General features: G+C 61.0%; 16 protein-coding genes and 5 pseudogenes. 6 read left to right on the forward strand and 15 right to left on the reverse strand.

The window, feature by feature from the left end:
- Positions 1-73: 73 nt before the first annotated feature.
- Complete coding sequence (locus P6U16_RS19130; RefSeq protein WP_277701809.1) at positions 74-595, reverse strand: GrpB family protein; 522 nt, start codon at positions 593-595, stop codon at positions 74-76.
- On the opposite strand from P6U16_RS19130, the gene P6U16_RS19135 reads away from it, so the two are divergent.
- Positions 485-832: a hypothetical protein gene (locus tag P6U16_RS19135; RefSeq protein ID WP_277704028.1), complete on the forward strand. Its 348-nt coding sequence runs from the start codon at positions 485-487 to the stop codon at positions 830-832. The genes P6U16_RS19130 and P6U16_RS19135 overlap by 111 nt on opposite strands.
- Before the next feature lie 71 nt (positions 833-903).
- Here the strand turns inward: P6U16_RS19135 and P6U16_RS19140 are convergent.
- A pseudogene (locus P6U16_RS19140) lies at positions 904-1,904 on the reverse strand (NADP-dependent oxidoreductase).
- A 178-nt stretch (positions 1,905-2,082) separates the two neighbouring features.
- Between P6U16_RS19140 and P6U16_RS19145 the strand changes: the two are divergent.
- Positions 2,083-2,514, forward strand: a complete 432-nt coding sequence (locus P6U16_RS19145) for a helix-turn-helix domain-containing protein (RefSeq protein WP_277701810.1) — start codon at positions 2,083-2,085, stop codon at positions 2,512-2,514.
- Positions 2,515-2,723: 209 nt separating this feature from the next.
- On the opposite strand, the gene P6U16_RS19150 is transcribed toward P6U16_RS19145, so the two are convergent.
- Positions 2,724-3,506 (reverse strand): DUF1194 domain-containing protein, encoded by a 783-nt coding sequence (locus tag P6U16_RS19150; RefSeq protein ID WP_277701811.1) that lies wholly within the window; start codon positions 3,504-3,506, stop codon positions 2,724-2,726.
- Between the two features lie 157 nt (positions 3,507-3,663).
- On the opposite strand from P6U16_RS19150, the pseudogene P6U16_RS19155 reads away from it, so the two are divergent.
- Positions 3,664-4,950 (forward strand): annotated as a pseudogene (locus tag P6U16_RS19155) (glucoamylase family protein).
- 17 nt (positions 4,951-4,967) lie between these two features.
- Here the strand turns inward: P6U16_RS19155 and P6U16_RS19160 are convergent.
- Complete coding sequence (locus tag P6U16_RS19160; RefSeq protein ID WP_277701812.1) at positions 4,968-5,816, reverse strand: LysR family transcriptional regulator; 849 nt, start codon at positions 5,814-5,816, stop codon at positions 4,968-4,970.
- Positions 5,817-6,082: 266 nt separating this feature from the next.
- Between P6U16_RS19160 and P6U16_RS19165 the strand changes: the two genes are divergently transcribed.
- The 3 genes from P6U16_RS19165 (at position 6,083) to P6U16_RS19175 (ending at position 12,453) form a co-directional block, all read left to right on the forward strand.
- A complete protein-coding gene (locus tag P6U16_RS19165; protein ID WP_277701813.1) occupies positions 6,083-8,530 on the forward strand; it encodes an FAD-dependent oxidoreductase in 2,448 nt (815 codons plus the stop codon).
- Positions 8,527-10,974 (forward strand): FAD-dependent oxidoreductase, encoded by a 2,448-nt coding sequence (locus tag P6U16_RS19170; RefSeq protein WP_277701814.1) that lies wholly within the window; start codon positions 8,527-8,529, stop codon positions 10,972-10,974. Before P6U16_RS19165 ends, P6U16_RS19170 begins: the two co-directional genes overlap by 4 nt.
- A 243-nt stretch (positions 10,975-11,217) precedes the next feature.
- Positions 11,218-12,453 carry an aromatic ring-hydroxylating dioxygenase subunit alpha gene (locus P6U16_RS19175; RefSeq protein ID WP_277701815.1) on the forward strand — a complete coding sequence of 412 codons (1,236 nt, stop codon included), beginning with the start codon at positions 11,218-11,220 and terminating at the stop codon, positions 12,451-12,453.
- A gap of 35 nt (positions 12,454-12,488) precedes the next feature.
- On the opposite strand, the gene P6U16_RS19180 is transcribed toward P6U16_RS19175, so the two are convergent.
- The 11 genes and pseudogenes from P6U16_RS19180 to P6U16_RS19230 all read right to left on the reverse strand — a co-directional run bounded on the left by P6U16_RS19180 (position 12,489) and on the right by P6U16_RS19230 (position 20,409).
- On the reverse strand, positions 12,489-12,887 hold the full coding sequence (locus P6U16_RS19180) for a DoxX family protein (protein ID WP_277701816.1): 399 nt from the start codon (positions 12,885-12,887) through the stop codon (positions 12,489-12,491).
- A gap of 17 nt (positions 12,888-12,904) precedes the next feature.
- A complete protein-coding gene (locus P6U16_RS19185) occupies positions 12,905-13,381 on the reverse strand; it encodes an SRPBCC family protein (protein ID WP_277701817.1) in 477 nt (158 codons plus the stop codon).
- 70 nt (positions 13,382-13,451) lie between these two features.
- A complete protein-coding gene (locus P6U16_RS19190) occupies positions 13,452-14,720 on the reverse strand; it encodes an RNA polymerase sigma factor (protein WP_277701818.1) in 1,269 nt (422 codons plus the stop codon).
- Between the two features lie 10 nt (positions 14,721-14,730).
- A pseudogene (locus P6U16_RS19195) lies at positions 14,731-15,089 on the reverse strand (YciI family protein); the annotation flags it as partial.
- An 83-nt stretch (positions 15,090-15,172) separates the two neighbouring features.
- Entirely contained in the window at positions 15,173-15,691 is a 519-nt protein-coding gene (locus tag P6U16_RS19200) for a hypothetical protein (protein WP_277701819.1), read from the reverse strand.
- A 215-nt stretch (positions 15,692-15,906) separates the two neighbouring features.
- The gene (locus P6U16_RS19205) at positions 15,907-16,080 is read right to left on the reverse strand and encodes a DUF1328 domain-containing protein (RefSeq protein WP_158473128.1); all 174 of its coding nucleotides are present in this window, start codon (positions 16,078-16,080) and stop codon (positions 15,907-15,909) included.
- Positions 16,081-16,207: 127 nt separating this feature from the next.
- A pseudogene (locus tag P6U16_RS19210) lies at positions 16,208-16,561 on the reverse strand (aldehyde dehydrogenase family protein); the annotation flags it as partial.
- Positions 16,477-17,760 carry an aldehyde dehydrogenase family protein gene (locus tag P6U16_RS19215; RefSeq protein WP_349017664.1) on the reverse strand — a complete coding sequence of 428 codons (1,284 nt, stop codon included), beginning with the start codon at positions 17,758-17,760 and terminating at the stop codon, positions 16,477-16,479. The pseudogene P6U16_RS19210 and the gene P6U16_RS19215, both read right to left, overlap by 85 nt.
- Positions 17,660-18,474, reverse strand: a pseudogene (locus P6U16_RS19220) (ABC transporter permease). Before P6U16_RS19220 ends, P6U16_RS19215 begins: the two are co-directional and overlap by 101 nt.
- On the reverse strand, positions 18,464-19,414 hold the full coding sequence (locus P6U16_RS19225) for an ABC transporter permease (RefSeq protein WP_277701821.1): 951 nt from the start codon (positions 19,412-19,414) through the stop codon (positions 18,464-18,466). Before P6U16_RS19225 ends, P6U16_RS19220 begins: the two are co-directional and overlap by 11 nt.
- Complete coding sequence (locus P6U16_RS19230; protein ID WP_277701822.1) at positions 19,411-20,409, reverse strand: ABC transporter ATP-binding protein; 999 nt, start codon at positions 20,407-20,409, stop codon at positions 19,411-19,413. Before P6U16_RS19230 ends, P6U16_RS19225 begins: the two co-directional genes overlap by 4 nt.
- Positions 20,410-20,537: the final 128 nt, after the last annotated feature.

The raw sequence follows: 20,537 nt of genomic DNA on the forward strand, positions 1-20,537 counted from the left end.
CAATCTGCCACGCAAGGGGAGATCAACCCGGAATTGGCATCAAGTCCGACCTGCAAACGCGGTGGCAGTTCCATCAAGTCCGTGCATTTTCCATGTCGATCGCCTTTGCCACGATCCTCGCGACAAATTCGGATTTTCCACCGGTGTAAAATTTCCAGTCGCCATTTGCCTCTGCCGCCAATTTGCATTTGAGGCCCGCGTATTCTGCGGCCGCGTCCGGATGTTCGCGCAGCCAGTCACGAAATAGAATTCGCTTCTTATGGTGGGCGTTGTCCGGGCCGCACAGGTAGAGACGCACCCCATACGACCCATGGCCCGATGTGAAGGTCCACATTCCGTCTCCGTAGGGATCGCCATGGAACGTAAACCCGGCAAGGGTCTTCACAAGCTCGATAGCCTCGCCAATCAGCACATCGCTTTGAAGGACGGTGTCGATGTCTATTTTTGGCTTGGCGGATAGACCCGCAACCGACGTGCTTCCGATATGATGGATAGCGTTCATCCGGTCTCCGAGGAGAGTGGCTATCTGCTCTCGATGCTGTTCGAAGAGCAGGGGCCATGCGGGGTCGTAGTCAACAACTTTGATCGCGCTCATGTGCCACCCGCGTGTCCCATCCGGAACGTCGAGCCTGCCCGATTCATCGACTTTGCGAAAGGTTCTGTAGTGCGGGCGTTATTCCCCACTGGAAGAGTCGATCCGGAGCCAGGAGTTCAGCTTTCCGGCGACGAGGAAGAGGCTTTTGTCAGCACCATGCTATTCCAAGTATGGATGTCGACGGAACTGGGCCAGAAGACGATCGTCGAATTCGAGAAGATTAAAGCGGGATATTGAGCAGCACTCTTTCCAGGTCGTGATTGCTGGAGCAGGAATTGGCAGAGGCTGCGCGTCATTGTCTCCGGATATCACTTCATCGAAACGACCACCTTCCCCTTCGCGCGACCCGTTTCGACATAGTCCAGCGCCTCGTTGGTCTTCGTGAAGGGGAAGACCCGATCTATCACCGGGCGTATGACACCGGCCTCGATCAGGAAGTGACCTTTCCGAGCTGCCCGCCATTCGCCGTCATGAAGAGAAACGAATAGTCCACCCCCAGACGTTTCGATTTTCTCCTGATGCCGTAGCTCAGCAGACGCATGACCTGTTGCAGCAGCCAACCAGAGCCACTTTTCCTCGCAAAGTCAGGATCGGGCGGACCGGAAATCGAGATCAGCTTGCCTCCGGGCTTCAGCACGGCAAGAGACTTCTCCTGCGTGTCCTTGCCGAGGCTGTTCAGCACGACATCGTAGCCCTGCAGCACTTTCTCGAAGTCATCCTTCTTGTAATCGACCACGACTTCTGCGCCGAGACCTTTCACAAGAGCGACATTGGCCGTGCTCGTGGTCGTCGCCACATATGCCCCGAGATGCTTGGCAAGCTGGATCGCGATCACGCCCACGCCGCCCGATCCGGCATGGATCAGGACCTTCTGCCCCTTCTGCACGTTGGCCCGCTCGACAAGCGCCTGCCAAGCCGTCAGGGCGACAAGCGGAATGGATGCAGCCTCCTCCATGGTCAGATTGTTCGGCTTCATTGCCACATCGGCCTCGTCCATGGCGATATATTCCGCAAAAGTCCCGATGCGATCCTGCCCCGGACGCGCATAGACCTCATCACCCGACTTGAACTGCCGCACATTTGCCCCGACCCGGACCACGACGCCCGCCACATCATTGCCGAGCACCAGGGGAAGGCGATAAGGCAGGATCAGCTTGAACTCTCCATCCCTGATCTTGCTGTCCAGGGGGTTCACTCCCGCGGCATGGATCTCGACCATGACGTCGTTGTCCTTCAAGGCAGGCATAGGACTTTCGCCGAGCCGCAGAGCGCCGCCTTTCGCATAGCGATCGATCAGGAATGATTTCATCAGATCAACTTTCGTTTCTGTGGTGAATCAGCAGTGCCGTCAGGCAAAACCTCCGTCACCAGGGCAACGCCGCATTCTGTCTTGCTCATCGGCTTTCGCATTCATTTTGTTGTGGAACATCGATGAACGATCAGTTACTATCATTTTAATAGCAAGTCACTACTAAAAAGATATCGACGTGAAGAATCTTTCGAACCAACCATGCCTGATCGCCCGCAGCCTTGCCATTGTAGGGGACGTATGGAGCATGCTGATCATGCGCGATGCCCATGCGGGGCTGACCCGCTTCGATGAATTCCGCAAGAGCCTGGGTATCGCGCCGACGATGCTGACGACGCGGCTTTCAGGCCTGACCGAAGAGGGGTTGCTGGAGAAACACCGCTATTCCGATCGTCCGCCGCGCGACGAATATGTGCTGACGGAAGCCGGCCGCGACTTTCTGCCGGTTCTGTTTGCGATCGGCGCGTGGGGACGCAAGCATCGCGGCGGCGGCAAAGTGACCCGGTTTTTCGACGCCGAGACCGGAACGGAGATCGATCCCGTCACCATCGACCGCGCGACCGGCGCTCCGGTTGGAATACGTCCCATTCGCATCGCCGCGGCTGAATAGGGCGCGCCGAATGACCGCGCCTCGCTTGAATCGCACTCGCTGTGGACCCCACGAGGTTGTCCCAGCTGAGGCCAAGGCGGCTGATGAGGGGGATGCTTCAGAAGGAGTGTGCGGCTGATTTCAGATACGATAGCGGTCCGCGGTTGTGGTTCCGGTCACTGGCGACGTTTCCGACGACTTGATCTGTGGGGCTATCAGTCCAACGCCGATCAGTTCCGATCGAGGTAGAGCGGCCGCAGTTTCTCGCCGATCATGCAGTCCGTCGGCGGTGCGATCTGGATCGGTACGACGCGCGGAGCAGTTTCAAGACCGCTGATCTCCATCACCAGCTTCTGGCGGATCGCGGTCGCAAAATCAGTGGGCTGGTGCACGGGCAGAACGAAGGAGCCCTGCCCACCGATGACGCAATCCCCATAATAGCGGTCGAGCGAGCCACGCGCACCGGACGGCCGGATGATGATTGCCAGCCCATTGACGACGATGCCTTTCGCAACGGCTGCATCGCGGGCAGGGGTGACAGGCGGACCCATATTGTTTGGCCCGTCGCCCGATACATCGATGACACGGCGCATGCCGGTGAAAGCATTGGCCTCGATCAGCTTCGCACCATAGGAAATGGCGTTTGAGATCGAGGTCCCCCGGCGCGTGAAGACGGGGCGTGCTTCCAGCTGGTCGGCAAACGCTGCCGCATCTGCGTCGGTCTCGATGATCTGCCATTCGACAAGCGATGTTTCGTTGACGCTGCCGGCCCATTCGAAATAGCTGATCGCGATGCGGCCGATCAATCCCGCGGAAACAGCGTTGGCGAAGTCGGGATGGCGGATGGCCTCGATATAGCCAGCGCGCTGGATGCGCGCTTCCTCGATATCCATTGAGCCGGACATATCGACGGCCAGCACCAGTTCGACATCGACCTCCGACGCCGCAGTCGAGGCCGCGGCGACGGGTGATACGGCTGTCAGGCTGAGAAGCAAGGAAAGAGTTGGGAGCATCACTTCATCCAATCCCCGTATTCCGTCGTATCGAAGCAAAACTGTAACACAGGAATTTTGCCACGCGATCGTTTCGCGGCCTCAGCCGTTCAACAAACGGTGAAAGCCAAGGCGCAAATGATGCGCGCATTGCCCGCAGTATGGAGTAAGGTCTGTAATGCTTCAGAAATACGAAACCGATGTTGCGCTCATCGATCGTCTTCAGCAGTCAGCGTTCAGCTACTTTCTCGATTTTACCGATCCCACCACAGGCCTTGTGGCGGATACCTCCATGCCTGACGCACCTTCAAGCATTGCGGCGACGGGCTTTGGCCTGTCCGCCTATCCTGTCGGTGTCGAGCGCGGCTGGATCGCGCGCGAGGATGCGGCGGCCAGAACGCTGACGACACTGCGTTTCCTTGCCGAAAGTCCGCAGAGCAGGGACAAGGACGCGACGGGCTACAGAGGCCTCTATTATCATTTCCTCGACATGAAGAGCGGGCGGCGGACCTGGCGGAGCGAACTGTCGCTGATCGACAGCGCTCTGCTGCTCGCTGGCGTCATCACGGCCGAGGCCTATTTCTCGCGGGACAATGCGGTGGAAGTCGAAATCCAGTCCGTGGCGGCGATGCTCTACGCCCGTGCCAACTGGGAGTGGGCGCTCGATCGGGCCGATACGCTGTCGCTGGGCTGGAAGCCACGCAGCGGCTTTCTGCCCTTTCGCTGGGAGGGCTATAGCGAAGCGATCATTCTCTACGTGCTGGCGCTTGCCTCTCCGGCACATCCGATCCCCGAGCGCAGCTATGCGGCCTTCGCCGAAAAATTTGACTGGATGACGTTCAGGGACCAACCCTATCTCTATGCGGGGCCACTGTTCATCCATCTGTTTTCGCATGCCTGGATCGATTTTCGCGATATCAAGGACAAGGCGGTCTCAGAAAAAATAGCGATTATTTCAAGAATACCCGCCGCGCGATTGCCGTGCAGCGCGACCATGCCGAAAAAATCCGGGTGCGTTCGTCGGATATGGACGGGATGTGTGGGGATTTACGGCCTGCGACAGCCCGCAGCGTCCGCGCGTGCTGGTCGATGGCCGAAAGCAGGCCTTTGACGGCTATGCGGCGCGCGGCGCACCCTTCGGTCCCGATGATGGCACGGTCGCGCCCTGGGCGCCGCTGGCCTGCCTGCCGTTTGAACCCCAGGCAGCGGTCGCTGGCTGCCGGCACCTGCTGGCTGCTTATCCCGATCTCCTGATCGACGGACGATTTCCGGGAGCTTCAACCCCAGCATTCCCGGCAAAGGACCGGAAGGCTGGGTGAGCGGTCGCTGCGTCGGCCTCGATCAGGGACTGCTTGTGATGATGATCGAAAATCACCGCAGCGGGCTGATCTGGGACCTGATGCGCGACAGCCCGGTCATTCGCCGCGGATTGAGGCGCGCAGGCTTTTCCGGGAGCTGGCTTTAGGATTTATGGTGGGCGGCTCAGCCGGACATCAGCTGGGACATTGTCTCGATGATCCTGCGGTGCTGATGGGCATGGCGGGTGCGGATGCTGGTGGCGGCATAGACTGTCTGGGCGATCGGCACGGCATCAACGACCAGCCGGGCTTGGCCCGCGGCGACGAGACCTGCAGCGGTTGCCGCCGTGACATAGGCGGCGCCGCCCAGGGTTTTCAGCAATTGCGTGATGGCGATGTTCTGCCCCGCCGCCAGCGGAGCGGCCGAAAGTTGCGGCAGGGCAAGGCGATGGGCCCGGTCAAACGCTGGGGAGTAGACGGCCTGGATATAGGTTTCGGGCTGGACTTCGGCGACCGTGCGGCCATTGGTGCTCACCAGCGTGTAGGTTAGCTCGCCGATCCGCTCGTAGTGCAGGTCCGGCAGGTAATGCGGCGTGTAGAGAATGGCGAGATCGAGCTGGCCGGCCGCCAGATCGCGGTTCATCTGGCTGGAATAATCTGCCTCCATATAGATCGACGTATTCGGCAGTTCCGCGCGGACCGCCGCCAACCAGCGGCCGGCCAGCGTCTCTGCCAGATCATGCTGGATGCCGAGCCGCATGGAGCGCTCATAGGCCCCCGCATTCTCAACCGCCCGCGTCGCCTCATGCCATTGATGCTGCAGCGCCTTGGCATGATCGAGGAAGCGCAGGCCCGACGCCGTCGGCACTGTCCCGCCCTTGTTACGGGTAAAGAGCTTGCGGTTGAACTGCGCCTCCAGCGCCTTAACGCGGTGGGAGACGGTGGATTGCGTGATGTTCAGCCGCTCCGCCGTCCGGTTGAAGCTGCGGGTTTCCATCAGGTCGAGGAAGGTTTCGATGAGGTCGATCTGCATGGGTGTGTCCGGTGTGTGTGGTGAAGACCCCTCCCCAACCCTCTCCACAAGGGGGAGGGGTTACCCGAGATGCCGCACGCCCTTTGTCACCAAGCGCAGGAGGCAAGGCGCGTTCGGCAGGCTCCCTCCCCTTGTGGGGAGGGTTGGGGAGGGTTTTTAATCTCCGCTCAATCTAATCGAATTCTTCGATCAATAAAGCGAAATTCAACCGCTTGATGCGGACCCGCTCCGTCGTCAAAACTTGCTCCCAAAACAAGGGAACAGACATGTCGAATTTGCCGTCTCATGCGCGCGTCGTGATTATCGGAGGAGGCGTGGTCGGAGCTTCGGCGCTCTACCATCTGGCCAAGGCCGGATGGACGGACTGCGTGCTCTTGGAAAAGAACGAGCTGACGGCCGGATCGACATGGCATGCGGCCGGCAATGTGCCGACGTTTTCCTCGTCCTGGTCGATCATGAACATGCAGCGCTATTCGGCCTCACTTTACCGCGAGCTGGGCGATCTCGTCGATTATCCGATGAACTATCACGTTACGGGATCGGTGCGGCTCGGTCATTCGAAGGAGCGGTTGCAGGAGTTCAAGCGCGTCGTCGGCATGGGCCGCTACCAGGGTATGGATCTCGACATTCTGTCGCCCGATCAGATCCAGTCGAAATATCCGTTCCTTGAAACCCATGACCTGACCGGTGCGCTTTACGACCCCTATGACGGAGACATCGATCCGGCGCAGCTGACGCAGGCGCTGGCCAAGGGCGCGCGCGACATGGGCGCGAAGATTTTCCGCTTCTGTCCCGCCACCGGCGCGCGCCGGGAGGGCGACGAGTGGGTGATCTCGACGCCGCAGGGCGAGATACGCTGCGAAAAGGTGGTGAATGCCGCCGGCTACTATGCCCGCGAAGTCGGCAAGTGGTTCGGCCGCGACGTGCCGATGATGGTGATGAGCCATCAGTACATGCTGTTCGAGGAAATTCCGGAGCTGGCAGCGTGGTCGAGGGAGGCCGGGCACAAGCTGCCGCTGTTGCGCGATGTCGACAGCTCCTACTATCTTCGGCAGGAAAAGACGGGGATGAATCTCGGTCCTTACGAGAAGAACTGCAAGGCGCATTGGATCACGCCAGATGATCCGATGCCGGAGGATTTCTCTTTCCAGCTTTTCCCCGATGATCTGGAGCGGCTGGAATGGTATCTGAACGACGCCGTCGAGCGCGTGCCGATCCTTGGCACGGCTGGCCTGTCGCGGATGATCAACGGCCCTATCCCCTATGCGCCGGACGGAAACCCGCTGATCGGGCCGATGCCGGGCGTGCCCAACGCCTTCGAGGCCTGCGTCTTCACATTCGGTATCTGCCAAGCGGGCGGGGCCGGCAAGGTGCTGGCCGAGTGGGTGACGGAGGGGCAAACGGAGTGGGACATGTGGTCCTGCGATCCGCGCCGCTTCACGAGCTTCACGGATCAGGACTATTGCATCGCCAAGGGCATGGAAATCTATGGCCATGAATATGCCATGCACTTTCCCAAACATGCCTGGCCCGCCGGGCGCAACAAGAAGCTGTCGCCGATCCATGACCGGATTGCCGCTCTCGGCGCGCAGTTCAAGCCCTATAACGGCTGGGAGCGCGCCAACTGGTATGCCAAGCCGGGTGACGATCTTTCCGAGGAGTCGACGCAAACCTGGAACCGGGCAGGCCCGTGGCAAAAGCGTATCGAGGAAGAATGCCTTGCCGTGCGCGATGCCGCCGGCATCCTCGATTTGCCGGGCTTCTCACGTTACCGCCTGAAGGGCGAGGGCGCGCGTGACTGGCTGCTTGGGCTGACCACCGGCAAGGTGCCGAAGCCTGGGCGTATCGGCCTTGCCTATTTCGCCGACGAGAAAGGCCGCATCGTCACCGAAATGTCGGTCATGGCGTTGGAGGAGGATTTCTTCTTCCTGATCACGGCGGCAACGGCGCAATGGCATGATTTCGAATGCCTGAAAAAACATCTGCCTGATAATGCGGCGTTCACGCTGGACGACGTCACGGAAAACTTCACCTGCCAGATCCTGTGCGGTCCGAAGTCGCGCGATATTCTGGCCGAAGTCTCCGATGCCGATCTTGCCAAGGGCTGGCTGACGCATCAGTCGGTGCAGATCGCCGGGCTGTGGTGCCAGCTGGTGCGCGTGTCCTTTGCCGGTGAACTCGGCTGGGAAATTCATACCAAGATCGATGATACCGCTGCAATCTTCGATGCCGTCTGGGCTGCCGGGCAAAAGCATGGGCTCAAGCCTTTTGGCATGGAAGCGCTGGATTCGCTTCGGATCGAGAAGGGATACCGTGCCTGGAAGGGTGATCTTTCGACCGACTACACGATCCTGCAGGGAGGGCTCGAGCGTTTCGTCGATTGGGGCAAGCCCGATTTCAAGGGCAAGGCGGCGCTGGAGCGCGAGAAGCAGCACGGCGTGACCAAGCGCTTCGTCACACTGGTAGTTGATGCCGGAGATTGCGACGCGCCCTACATGTCGACGCTCTGGCATGCTGGCCAGGTGGTCGGCGAAACGACCTCGGGCAACTGGGGTTACCGCATCGGCAAATCGGTGGCGCTCGGCATGCTGCGTGCCGATCTGGCGGAGCCCGGAACCGAAGTCGAGGTCGAAATCTATGGCGACCGCTTCAAGGCTGTGGTCCAGGCTGATGAGCCTCTGTTTGATCCCAAGAATGAAAGACTGCGCGCATGAGCAAGCCTATCCCCAAAAAGGCCCGCGCGGTCATCATCGGCGGTGGCGTCTCCGGCTGTTCGGTCGCCTATCATCTGGCGAAGCTCGGCTGGACAGACGTCGTTCTGCTGGAGCGCAAGCAACTGACATCCGGCACGACATGGCATGCGGCCGGGCTGATCGGCCAGCTGCGTGCCAGCCAGAACATGACGCGGCTCGCCAAATACTCGGCGGATCTCTACACCAAGCTTGAGGCCGAAACGGGTATCGGCACGGGCATGCGCCAGTGCGGTTCGATCACGGTGGCACTCACCGAGGAGCGCAGGGAAGAGATTTACCGGCAGGCCTCGCTTGCCCGCGCCTTTGATGTCGATGTGCGGGAAATCTCGCCTGATGAGGTCAAGGCGATGTATCCGCATCTGAACGTGTCGGATGTCGTGGGCGCCGTGCACCTGCCGCTCGACGGCCAGTGTGATCCGGCCAATATCGCCATGGCGCTGGCCAAGGGCGCGCGGCAGAACGGTGCGACCATTCTCGAAGGCGTCAAGGTCACGGCCGTTCACAGGAAGGACGGCCGGGTGTCTGGCGTTAGCTGTATGCAGAATGGCGAGACCTTCACGATCGAGACCGAGAATGTCGTCAATGCGGCCGGTATGTGGGGCAGAGAGCTCGGCCTCATGTCCGGCGTGACGGTGCCGCTGCATGCCTGCGAACATTTCTATATCGTCACCGAGCCGGTCGCCGGCTTGCCGCGACTGCCGGTGCTGCGCGTGCCGGACGAATGCACCTATTACAAGGAAGACGCCGGCAAGATGTTGGTCGGCGCCTTCGAGCTGAAAGCCAAGCCCTGGGGCATGGACGGCATCCGCGAGGACTTCTGTTTCGATCAGTTGCCGGAGGATTTCGACCATTTCGCACCGATCCTCGAAAAGGCGGTCGGCCGCATGCCGATGCTGGAAACGGCGGGCATCCATACCTTCTTCAACGGCCCGGAAAGTTTCACGCCGGATGATCGCTATTATCTCGGCGAAGCGCCGGAGCTGAAGGGTTACTGGGTTGCCGCCGGTTACAATTCCATCGGTATCGTCTCCTCCGGCGGGGCCGGCATGGCGCTGGCGCAGTGGATGAACGACGGCGAGCCGCCCTTCGACCTCTGGGAAGTCGATATCCGCCGGGCGCAGCCGTTCCAGAAGAACCGCAGGTACCTCAAGGAGCGCGTGACGGAAACGCTGGGGCTGCTCTATGCCGATCACTTTCCCTATCGCCAGATGGCGACCGCGCGCGGCGTGCGGCGTTCGCCCCTTCACGAGCAGCTGAAGGCGCGCGGTGCGGTGTTCGGCGAAGTGGCGGGCTGGGAGCGGGCCAACTGGTTTGCGAGGGAAGGCCAGGAACGCGAATACCAATACAGCTGGAAGCGGCAGAACTGGTTCGACAACCAGCGCGACGAACATCTGGCGGTGCGCAACGGCGTCGGCCTGTTCGACATGACGTCGTTCGGCAAGATCCGCATCGAGGGCCTTGATGCGCTGTCCTTCCTGCAAAAGCTCTGCGCCAACCAGATGGATGTCGCATCCGGCCGCATCGTCTACACGCAGATGCTGAACGCGCGCGGCGGGATCGAGAGCGACCTGACGGTGACGCGGCTTTCCGAGACGGCGTTCCTGGCTGTCGTTCCCGGCGCGACGCTGCAGCGGGATCTCGCTTGGCTGCGCAAGCATATCGCCGATGAATTCGTCGTCGTTACCGATGTGACTGCAGCGGAATCGGTGCTCTGCGTCATGGGGCCGAAGGCGCGGGAGCTGATGAACAGGGTCAGCCCGAACGATTTTTCCAATGCGGCGCATCCGTTCGGCACGGCGCGCGAGATCGAGATCGGCATGGGCCTCGCCCGCGCCCACCGCGTCACCTATGTCGGCGAACTCGGTTGGGAGCTTTATGTCTCGACCGACCAGACCGCGCATGTGTTCGAGACGCTGGAAGAAGCGGGGGCCGATGTCGGGCTGAAGCTCTGCGGTATCCATACGCTCGACAGTTGCCGCATCGAAAAGGCCTTCCGTCATTTCGGCCATGACATTACCGATGAAGATCATGTGCTGGAAGCGGGCCTCGGTTTTGCGGTGAAACCGGGAAAAGGCCGTTTCATCGGCCGCGATGCCGTGCTGAAGAAGCAGGATGCCGGCCTGTCGCGGCGGCTGGTGCAGTTCCGGCTGACTGATCCCGAGCCGCTGCTGTTCCACAACGAGGCGGTTGTTCGCGACGGCAAGATCGTCGGCACGATCACGTCAGGCAATTACGGCCACCATCTCGGTGGCGCGATCGGCCTCGGCTATGTGCCGTGCAAGGGTGAGAGCGAGGCGGATGTGCTGGGCTCGCGTTACGAGATCGAGATTGCGGGTGTGCGGGTGAAGGCGGAAGCGTCGCTGGCGCCGATGTATGATCCTAAGGCTGAGCGGGTGCGGACATGAGACGGGACACGTCAGCGTTTGCCGGGATCACCCCCTCTGTCACTCCGTGACATCTCCCCCACAAGGGGGAGATTGGCCGCAACCGCTGCGGCCCTTTCCACTTATCATCGCTCCACATCCGTTCAATCGGCTGTTGTTGGACAGAAAATTATCCGCGATCGCCCGATCTCCCTCCTTGTGGGGGAGATGTCACGGAGTGACAGAGGGGGTGCGCCACGCGCTCTTCAGCCTGGAGGAATTCCCATGCTCGCACCTGACACCAAGACCACGGCGGCACCATCGCCCGACCGCATCGACCAGCTCGTCGCCGCCCACAAGCCCGGCCACGGCCTGACGCGTCCGTTCTACATCGACCTGGACATCTACGAGCGGGATCTCGATCGCGTCTTTCGCCGCCACTGGCATTGCGTCGCGCATGAGAGCGTGATCCCCAATCCGAACGATTTCGAAGTGTTTCGCATGGCCTCCGAGCAGGTGATCCTGACGCGGCATGCGGACGGGACTGTTCATGCGATCCTGAACGTCTGTCGCCATCGCGGCGCGGAGGTCTGCACGAAGGACAAGGGCAATGCCCGGGTGTTCGTCTGTCCGTACCACGCCTGGACCTATGGCAATGACGGCGCATTGAAGGCTGCTCGGATGATGCCGAAGGAGTTCAAGCGGGAAGATCATGGGTTGAAGAAACTGCATGTCCGCGTCGCCGAGGGGCTGGTGTTCATTTCCTTCGCCGAAAACCCGCTGGATTTCTCCGAGGTCGAAAACCTCCTGCATGCCACCTGCGGTCAATATGGCTGGGGGCAGGCGAAGGTGGCCTACCGGCAGAGCTACCCGGTCGATGCCAACTGGAAGCTGGCCGTCGAGAACTATGTCGAGTGTTATCATTGCGGCCCGGCCCATCCGGAATATTCGCAGACCCATGCGCTCGAACAGCCGCTGCATATGATCGAGGCACTGAATGCGGCGATGGAGGAGCGGACCTGCGCGCTCGGCATTGAGGTCGGTTCCGGCGATCACTGGCAGACCTCTGAAAACGGCAAGGAAACCATCCATGCCTTCCGTTATGCGCTCTATGACGGCGTCAAGACCGGCAGCCAGGATGGCTCTCCGCTCGCCCCATTGATGGGCCGTTTTACCGAGTTCGATGGCGGCGTCACCTCCGTGCATCTCGGCGGCACGTCGTTTCTCGTCTGCTATCCCGATCATGGCATGATCTACCGCTTCATTCCCAAGGGACCGGAAGCCTGCGAGATGGAGTTGATCTGGCTCGTCAACGGCGAGGCGCAGGAAGGCGTCGACTACGACCTCGAAAAGCTGAAATGGCTCTGGACGGTGACGACCGACGAAGACAAGTCGATCATCGAGCACACCTCGCGGGGCGTGCGCTCGCATTATTTCGTGCCCGGCCCGATCGCGCCGATGGAGCAGAACGAGTTGCGTTACATCAACTGGTATCTGGACGAGATCAGCCGTCCAAGTTGATCGGGGAACCGCCGCGAGGATCGCGGCGGTGCTGCTCAGCGGATGAACGGCATTACGGCGCGCAGCCGCGGATCGCGGAGCCACAACCCGGCCCAGAGCAGCAGACCGAGATAGAGACCGAAGAGCAGGTGCGTGAAGATCGGGCTGCCGACGCGCAGATGGGTCGCAATCGCGCCGCCGAGATAGCCCGTGAGCAGAACCGCGCCCAGAAGCGATGTCTTCGGGACGGCATAGAGCGCCACGCAGATCAGGGTCAGTATGCCGAGGCCGCGGGCAAGAGCGTCCGAGGCCGGATAGCCGAGCTGGACCATGGTTTGCGTGACCTCGGCGATCGGCACCAGCTTGATGACGCTGTCGAGGATCAGAAACAGAATCACCAAACCGCTCAGACTGTATCCGGCGATGGTCATGCCTTTCGGGTTTTGTATCGGCATGGGTTCATCCTCCCGTTTCAAAGTGTTTTCGCCAGTGCTTCGAGCTGGGTGGCGCATTGGCCCCAGCCTTCGTGGAAACCCATCTTCTCGTGGTTTTCGCAGTTTTCGACGGTCCAGTGGCGGGCAATCGCGGTGTAGCGCGTCTTTCCATCCTCGTCGGCAAAGGTGATGATGCCGGTGAAGAACGGGTTTTCCGACGGCTGCCAGTCATGGGTATAGGCGTCGGTGAAGACGATTTTCTCGTTTTCGACGACTTCGAGATAGACGCCACGATTGGGGAATTCGTTGCCATCAGGATCGGCCATCACGATGACGCTTGAACCGCCGGTGCGGACATCGACCTCGGCGTGCGCGATGGTCCACGGAGCGGGAACAAACCACTGCTTCAAAAGCGCTGCATCCGTCCAGCACTTGAACAGCTTATCGCGCGGTGCGTCGAGAAGGCGGGTGAGCACGAGTTCACGGTTTCCGGTGGTCGTGGTTGCTTCGGTCATGGTGATGATCCTTCCTCAGTTGGGGACTGAACCAAGGACGAATGAGCATGTCGCGTCCCGACAGTTCGGTTCAGATTTCTTCGACAATTGTTGTTGCGCTGTCCTTCATCAGGCGATCGAGGTGGGCACGGATATGGCTGGCTTCCGCGACGGTCTTTGCAAGCGCAATGGCGTGATTGAAGGCAATGCGCGCCTCGTCCGGTCGCTCAAGTTTGAGCAGGTAGCTGCCGCGGACGCCGTGGAAATGGAAATAACCGGACAATCGACCGGCGAGCGGCTCGATCAGATCGAGGGCTGCCGCCGGTCCCCTGGTTTTCGAAACGGCAACGGAACGATTGAGGGTCACGACCGGCGATGGCTGCAGCCGCTCGAGCGAAGTATAGAGCAGGTCGATCTGTTGCCAGTCGGTATCCTCGGCCTGTGGAGCACGGGCATGCAGGGCGGCAATCGCCGCCTGGATCTGGTAGGGGCCGGGGCTGCGATGACGCATGGCCTTGTCGATCAGCGACAGGCCCTCATCGATCATCGGGCGAAGCCAGAGACCACGATCCTGATCCTCAAGCAGGACGATGTTGCCCTGTGCGTCGAAACGTGCCGGTGTGCGCGCGTGCTGAATCAGCATCAGCGCCGTCAGCCCCATGATATCGGGGTCTGACGGAAAGAGGCGCAAGAGCAGTCTTCCAAGGCGGATTGCTTCATCGCAAAGCGGTCGGGCCGCGCGGCCGTTGCCTTCCTCGGCGGAGTATCCCTCGTTGAAGACAAGGTAGATCATGGCGGACACGGCCCTCAGTCGGGCGGCGCGTTCACTGGCGTCTGGTATTTCGAAAGGCACACCCGCAGAAGCGATGCGTGCCTTTGCCCGTGTAATGCGCTGTTCCATGGCGCTTTCGCCAACCAGGAAGGCGCGGGCGATCTGCGGAACGGAGAGGCCCGAGACGATGCGCAACGCCAGCGCGATCTGCTGCGTTGCAGGCAATTGCGGATGGCAGCAGACGAAGAGGAGACGCAGGATATCGTCGCGGTAGTGCTGGCCATCAAGGCGTTCTGCCATGTCAGTTTCGGCGTCGCCGGTATCCGACAGTGTCTCTTCGGGTGGCAGCGGCACCTGCTTTGCCGCGCGCCTTATCGTGTCGAGGCCGCTGTTTCGACCGACGAAGATCAGCCAGGCAGCCGGGTCGCGGGGTGGACCATTGTCGGGCCAGGTTTTCAGGGCCCGAAGGCAGGCCTCCTGGAAAGCCTCCTCGGCGGTGTCGAGATTGCGAAAATAGCGCAGGAGCGCGCCCATCGCCTGGGGACGCGCAGCGCTCAGCGCCCTGTCGATCCAGGCGATGTCGGTCATCTCTTGGGTTCCCCGGTTTGTAGATAGCAAGCGGCCGGATTTCATAGGCGCCGCCTTCCGGATTGGCGATGGCAAGGTCGCGGGCGGCGGACAGGGCCTCTTCCAGATCGGCGCAGTCGACGATGAAGAAACCGAGCAACTGCTCCTTGGTTTCGGCAAAAGGCCCATCGACGATCAACGGCTCCTCACGACCCTTGCGCAGTGTGGTTGCCGATGTCGTGGGCAGCAGCCGCGCCACCGGTCCGAGACGTCCGGCCTCGGACAGGCGGGTCTCGACGGCGGCGAGCCGCTCCATGGTCGCGCGGTCTTTTCTTCCGACCAGGCCGAGGTGACGGTCTCGTCATTGTAGCAGAGGATGGCATACAGCATGGGACGCTCCGGTTCGTCTGACAAAGGACGAAGAAGTAGCGCCGAACCCGACAGTTCGCATCAAATATTTCTGCGACAGGGCCTTAACGGGTGGTGCGGATCTTCTCGATCCGGTAGCCCCAGCGAACAGCCGTCGGCGGCGAGAGCGATGATACGCGAAAAGTCAGCGTCTTGCGGATCGTCTCGGATTGCCCGGGGCCGAGGCGCGCAAAAACCAGGGCTTCGTCCTGCCCGATCTGCATGCAGACGTCGTTCGGGCAATCCTGCATGGTGACTACGAGGGTGAAATAATCGAGCCCCAGATTGCTGTTGTTCCGGATCGTCGCGCTCAGGTGGTGCGTGGTTGCGGGCGAGCCCTGCGCAACGACGAGATCAGTGATCGCGATGTTCTCAGGGAGAATGGCGGATATGGCGACTGTGTTCTGCGGCTCCTTGATCGGAGCCTTTCCTGCGTCATCCGTCCACCACACGATGAATGCCGATATCAGGCCGGCAGCAACGGCCACCGATACGACCGGTTCGGAAAAACGCCGGAAGCGGGAAAAACGCGCGGCGAGATAAACGACAAGCAAGCCGGCAAGCGCAGGTATGATCCAGATCATTCAGTCCTCCGAAGGCACATATAGCGTGCCTTCGGTCGAGTTCAAAGTGCCGGCGCTCCTGTTGGCTTTATCGGCAGGTCAGCGGGAGCAAAGGAGGTCACGGGTCGTTCCTTGGCCAGGACGGACCTATCCTTATCGGCGAGGTTCAACCCCATAAATTGAAAAAGCCCGCCGCGCATTGCGTGACAGGCTTTCGACTGGATGTCTGACCGCTGTCAGAGTACGAGGCTGCCGGCCGTGAAGGCGAGGACCACGAAAATCAGGAAGACGACAATCGCGATGGCAAAGAGGATTTTCGAAACGGTCGCCGTGGCCGCGGAGACGCCGGAAAATCCTAAAAAGCCGGTAACCAGCGAAATTAGAAGAAAGATAATGGCCCACTTCAGCATTGCACATTCCTCGACAATAACATGTCCCGATAAACGCCCCAGCAGGCTGTTTGTTCCATGAGGAATTTCTGAATAAAGCAGGCAGGCGGCCGCGGCGCCATATTCGGGCGCCGCGGCCTGGCAAAGGTCATCCGTGGTTGATCATCACATGGCGAACGGCCGTGTAATCCTCCAGCGCATAAATCGACATGTCCTTGCCGTAGCCGGACTGCTTGACCCCGCCATGCGGCATCTCGTTGGTCAGCATGAAATGCGTGTTGATCCAGGTGCAGCCATATTGCAGGCGCGAGGCAGCCTTCATCGCCTTGCCGATGTCCTTGGTCCAGACGGAGGAGGCAAGGCCGTAGTCGCTGTCATTGGCCCATTTGACGGCCTGTTCGTTTTCGGTGAAACGCGTCACGGAGACAACGGGGCCGAACACCTCGCGACGGACGATCTCGTCTTCCTGGGTGGCGCCGGCAACCACTGTCGGCTGGAAAAGAAGCCGTCCTTGCTGCCGAGTGCACCGCCGGTGGTGATCTCGATATGCTTCTGCTCCGTGGCGCGCTCGACGAAACTGGCAACCCGGTCGCGCTGGCGCTTGGAGATCAGCGGGCCGATCTCGTTTTCGGTGTCGTCAGCCAAGTTGTACCTGATGGTCGAAACGGCTGATGTAAGGTCTGCCACGAGCTTTTCGTAAATTCCGTCCTGCGCATAGATGCGGCAGGCGGCGGTGCAGTCCTGGCCGGCATTGTAGTAGCCGAAGGTGCGGATGCCGGCGACCACGGCCTCGAGGTCGGCATCGTCATAGACGATGACCGGGGCCTTGCCGCCGAGTTCGAGATGGGTGCGCTTGACGGTCTTGGCGGCGGCCTGCAGCACTTTCTTGCCGGTGGCGATATCGCCTGTTATCGACACCATGCCGATCTTGGGATGGTTGATCAGCGTGTTGCCTACGGTCTCGCCACGGCCGAGAACGACGTTGACGACGCCTTCCGGCAGGATGCCGGACAGCAGGCGTGCCATCTTCAGCGCCGTCAGCGGCGTCTGCTCCGAGGGCTTGAAGACGACGGTGTTGCCACCGGCAATCGCCGGGGCCAGCTTCCAGGCCATCATCATCAGCGGATAGTTCCAGGGCGCAATCGAGCCGACGATGCCGACCGGATCGCGGCGGATCATCGAGGTATGGCCCGGCAGGTATTCGCCGGAAACGGGTGCGTGCATCGAGCGGATCGCACCGGCAAAGAAGCGCCAGCAATCGACGATCGCCGGCAGTTCGTCATTGCGCACGGCATTGATCGGCTTGCCGCAATTCAGTGCCTCGAGGGCGGCAAAACCATCCGCATCCTTCTCGATCGCATCGGCAATCTTCAGGAGGTATCCCGAGCGTTCGGCCGGCGTTGTCATCGACCAGGTGGAGAAGGCCCGTTCCGCTGCGTCCACGGCAGCATCGACCTGCGCATGGGAAGCTTCGGCGAGGTCAAGAATCTTGCCGCCGGTTTTCGGATTGAGGATCAGCTCTTCGGTTTCCGTGCCGGCCTCGAAGCGCGAGCCGATCAGCAGTTGCGTGTCCATGTGCGTTCTCCCTTTTATAGTCGCATCATTTGCCGGCGCCGGCGATCTGGTCGCCATCGCGGGTGAGGTAATAGGCTGCCAGAATGGGCAGGAAGGTGACCAGCACGACGACCATGGCGACGACATTGGTCACCGGTCGCTGGCGCGGCCGGATCAATTCCTCCAGCATCCAGATCGGCAGCGTCGCTTGCTGGCCGCCGGTAAAGGTGGTGACGATCACCTCGTCGAAGGACAGGGCGAAGGCGAGCATACCGCCAGCCAGAAGGGCGGTGCCGATGTTCGGCAGGATGATGTAGCGGAAGGTCTGGAAACCATCGGCGCCGAGATCCATCGAGGCCTCGATCAGCGAGCCGGAGACCCGGCGGAAGCGGGCGACGGCATTGTTGTAGACAACGACGATGCAGAAGGTCGCGTGGCCTAGCACGATGGTCCAGAACGAGAAGGGAATATCCGCCATCGAAAAGGCGGAGCGCAGGGCAATACCGGTGATGATGCCGGGAAGGGCGATCGGCAGGATGACCAGCAGCGAGACCGTCTCGCGGCCGAAGAACCGCGTCTGGCTGACGGCTGCCGCACAGAGCGTTCCGAGCACCAGCGCGATCAGGGTCGCGATGCTGGCAACCTTGACGGACAGCGTCAGTGCCTCCCAGACATCCGGCCGATTCCAGGTGACGGCAAACCATTGCAGGGTGAGGCCGGGCGGCGGGAACTGGTAGCTTTTTCCTCGGTCGTGAAGGCATAGAGGAAGATCAAGAGGATCGGGATATGCAGGAAGGCAAGGCCTGCAGCGGCGGCGATCTTCAGGCCAAGAGGCGCGGAGACGGAGCGGTCAGAGCGCATCGAAGGCCCCCATTCGTTTGGCGGCCCAGAGATAGACGCCCATGATGACGATCGGCACGACGGTGAAGGCGGCAGCGAGCGGGATATTGCCGGCGGTGCCCTGCTGGGCATAGACCGCCTGGCCGATGAAGAGGCGCGATGAGCCGATGATCTGCGGGATGATGTAGTCGCCGAGCGTCAGCGAAAACGTGAAGATCGAGCCGGCGACGATGCCGGGCAGGGCCAGCGGAAACAGCACGTGCCGGAAGGTCTGCGCCGGTGTTCCGCCGAGATCGGACGAGGCTTCGATGAGATTGCCGGGCACGCGTTCGAGCGCTGCCTGGATCGGCAGGATCATGAAGGGCATCCAGACATAGACGAAGACGATGAAGGTGCCGGTATAGCTGACCGAGAGCGAGTTGCCGCCGATGACAGGCAGCGCCAGCCAGGCATCGAGCAGCCAGATGAGATGCAGTTTCTCGAAAACCCAGGTGAAAATACCCTCCTTGGAGAGGATCAACTTCCAGGCATAGATCTTTACAAGATAGCTCGACCAGAGCGGCAGCATGATGCCGAGATAGAAGATCGCCTTCCATTTCCCCTTGGCATAACGCGCCGCATAATAAGCGATCGGGAAGGCGATGATGGCCGAAAACAGGGTCACGACAGCGGCCATCGTCACGGTGCGGACGATGATGTCGAAATTGGCATCCGACAGCAGCTGGCGATAGGTCGCGAAGGTGAATTCGTAATTGATCAGTCCGGAGAAATCATCGATCGCAAAGAAGCTCTGCAGCAGAAGCGCGAGCAGCGAGCCGACATAGATGATGCCGAGCCACAGCAGCGGCGGGCCAAGCAGGATGGCGAGCAGCACAGAGGGGTGCTTCCAGAGGAAGTCGGACAGCCGACCAAGCAAGCCGGCCCGTTTCGGAAGGATGGATGTTTCGGCGGTGAACGTCATGCCGCCTCCATCGCATGCACATCGCCGCGCTCGAAGGACAGGGTTACGGTCGCGCCGATTTCCGGAACGGCAAGCGATGCCGGGTTAGCAACGATGATCTTTTCACCGGCGCAATCGACGCTGACCCGGTTGACGGCGCCAAGGAAACTGCGGGCGATAACGGTGCCGGACAGGCTCATCCGGTCCGCACCGGCGGCGCCGATTGTGACCGCCTCGGGGCGCAGGCTTGCTGCACCGGCGGTAATTCCGAGCTGCGCGCAGGTAGCGCTCGACAGGACATTTGACGACCCGACGAAATCGGCGACAAAACGCGTCTGCGGCCGTTTGTAGATATCCTCCGGCGTTCCGAGCTGCTGAATCTTGCCATCGTTGAACACCGCGATGCGGTCGGCCATCGACAGGGCCTCGCCCTGGTCATGGGTGACGAAGACGAAGGTGATGCCGAGCGATTTCTGCAGGGTCTTCAGTTCTTCCTGCATCTGCTCGCGCAGCTTGAGGTCGAGCGCGCCGAGCGGCTCGTCGAGCAAAAGCACCTTGGGCTTGTTGACCAGCGCGCGGGCAAGGGCCACGCGCTGGCGCTGGCCGCCGGAAAGCTGGCCCGGCCGGCGCTGGCCGTAACCCGGCAGTTTGACCATCGACAGCGCGTCCTCGGCTGCCTTGCGCCGCTCCTCGCGGCCGACACCCTTGACCATCAGGCCATAGGCGACATTGTCGAGGATGGAGAGATGCGGAAACAGGGCATAGTCCTGAAACACCGTATTGACGCTGCGGCGATAGGGCGGCACGCCTTCGGCTGTCTCGCCGAAAATCTCGATATGCCCGCCGGTCGGCTGCTCGAAGCCGGCCATCAGCCGCAGGCAGGTCGTCTTGCCCGAGCCGGAGGGACCGAGCATGGCGAAGAACTCACCCTCCGTCACGGCAAGATCGACCGCATCGACGGCTTTGACCGCACCGAAATGGCGCGACACGTTTTCAAACAGGACGGCGGCGGTCATGGGGACTCCGTGGGCATGCGACATCGCCTCCTTCATGAGGGAGCGATCAAGGTTATTGTAATCTCCCCTTGTGGGGGAGATGTCCCGGAGGGACAGAGGGGGTAATTCCGAGGTTGGGGCTAGTTACC

The sequence above is a fragment of the Rhizobium sp. 32-5/1 genome, assembly GCF_029537235.1.
Taxonomy (GTDB): domain Bacteria; phylum Pseudomonadota; class Alphaproteobacteria; order Rhizobiales; family Rhizobiaceae; genus Pararhizobium.

What these genes read in the sequence shown, in the direction of transcription:
- P6U16_RS19135 (WP_277704028.1), top strand. Translation starts at nt 485, where the DNA reads ATGATGGATAGCGTTCATCCGGTCTCCGAGGAGAGTGGCTATCTGCTC.
- P6U16_RS19130 (WP_277701809.1), bottom strand. Translation starts at nt 595, where the DNA reads ATGAGCGCGATCAAAGTTGTTGACTACGACCCCGCATGGCCCCTGCTC.
- P6U16_RS19150 (WP_277701811.1), bottom strand. Translation starts at nt 3,506, where the DNA reads ATGCTCCCAACTCTTTCCTTGCTTCTCAGCCTGACAGCCGTATCACCC.
- P6U16_RS19160 (WP_277701812.1), bottom strand. Translation starts at nt 5,816, where the DNA reads ATGCAGATCGACCTCATCGAAACCTTCCTCGACCTGATGGAAACCCGC.
- P6U16_RS19165 (WP_277701813.1), top strand. Translation starts at nt 6,083, where the DNA reads ATGTCGAATTTGCCGTCTCATGCGCGCGTCGTGATTATCGGAGGAGGC.
- P6U16_RS19170 (WP_277701814.1), top strand. Translation starts at nt 8,527, where the DNA reads ATGAGCAAGCCTATCCCCAAAAAGGCCCGCGCGGTCATCATCGGCGGT.
- P6U16_RS19175 (WP_277701815.1), top strand. Translation starts at nt 11,218, where the DNA reads ATGCTCGCACCTGACACCAAGACCACGGCGGCACCATCGCCCGACCGC.
- P6U16_RS19180 (WP_277701816.1), bottom strand. Translation starts at nt 12,887, where the DNA reads ATGCCGATACAAAACCCGAAAGGCATGACCATCGCCGGATACAGTCTG.
- P6U16_RS19185 (WP_277701817.1), bottom strand. Translation starts at nt 13,381, where the DNA reads ATGACCGAAGCAACCACGACCACCGGAAACCGTGAACTCGTGCTCACC.
- P6U16_RS19190 (WP_277701818.1), bottom strand. Translation starts at nt 14,720, where the DNA reads ATGACCGACATCGCCTGGATCGACAGGGCGCTGAGCGCTGCGCGTCCC.
- P6U16_RS19200 (WP_277701819.1), bottom strand. Translation starts at nt 15,691, where the DNA reads ATGATCTGGATCATACCTGCGCTTGCCGGCTTGCTTGTCGTTTATCTC.
- P6U16_RS19205 (WP_158473128.1), bottom strand. Translation starts at nt 16,080, where the DNA reads ATGCTGAAGTGGGCCATTATCTTTCTTCTAATTTCGCTGGTTACCGGC.
- P6U16_RS19215 (WP_349017664.1), bottom strand. Translation starts at nt 17,760, where the DNA reads ATGTCGTCGCCATGGTCGTCGTGCTGGTCACCTTCCTGCCCATTCTGG.
- P6U16_RS19225 (WP_277701821.1), bottom strand. Translation starts at nt 19,414, where the DNA reads ATGACGTTCACCGCCGAAACATCCATCCTTCCGAAACGGGCCGGCTTG.
- P6U16_RS19230 (WP_277701822.1), bottom strand. Translation starts at nt 20,409, where the DNA reads ATGACCGCCGCCGTCCTGTTTGAAAACGTGTCGCGCCATTTCGGTGCG.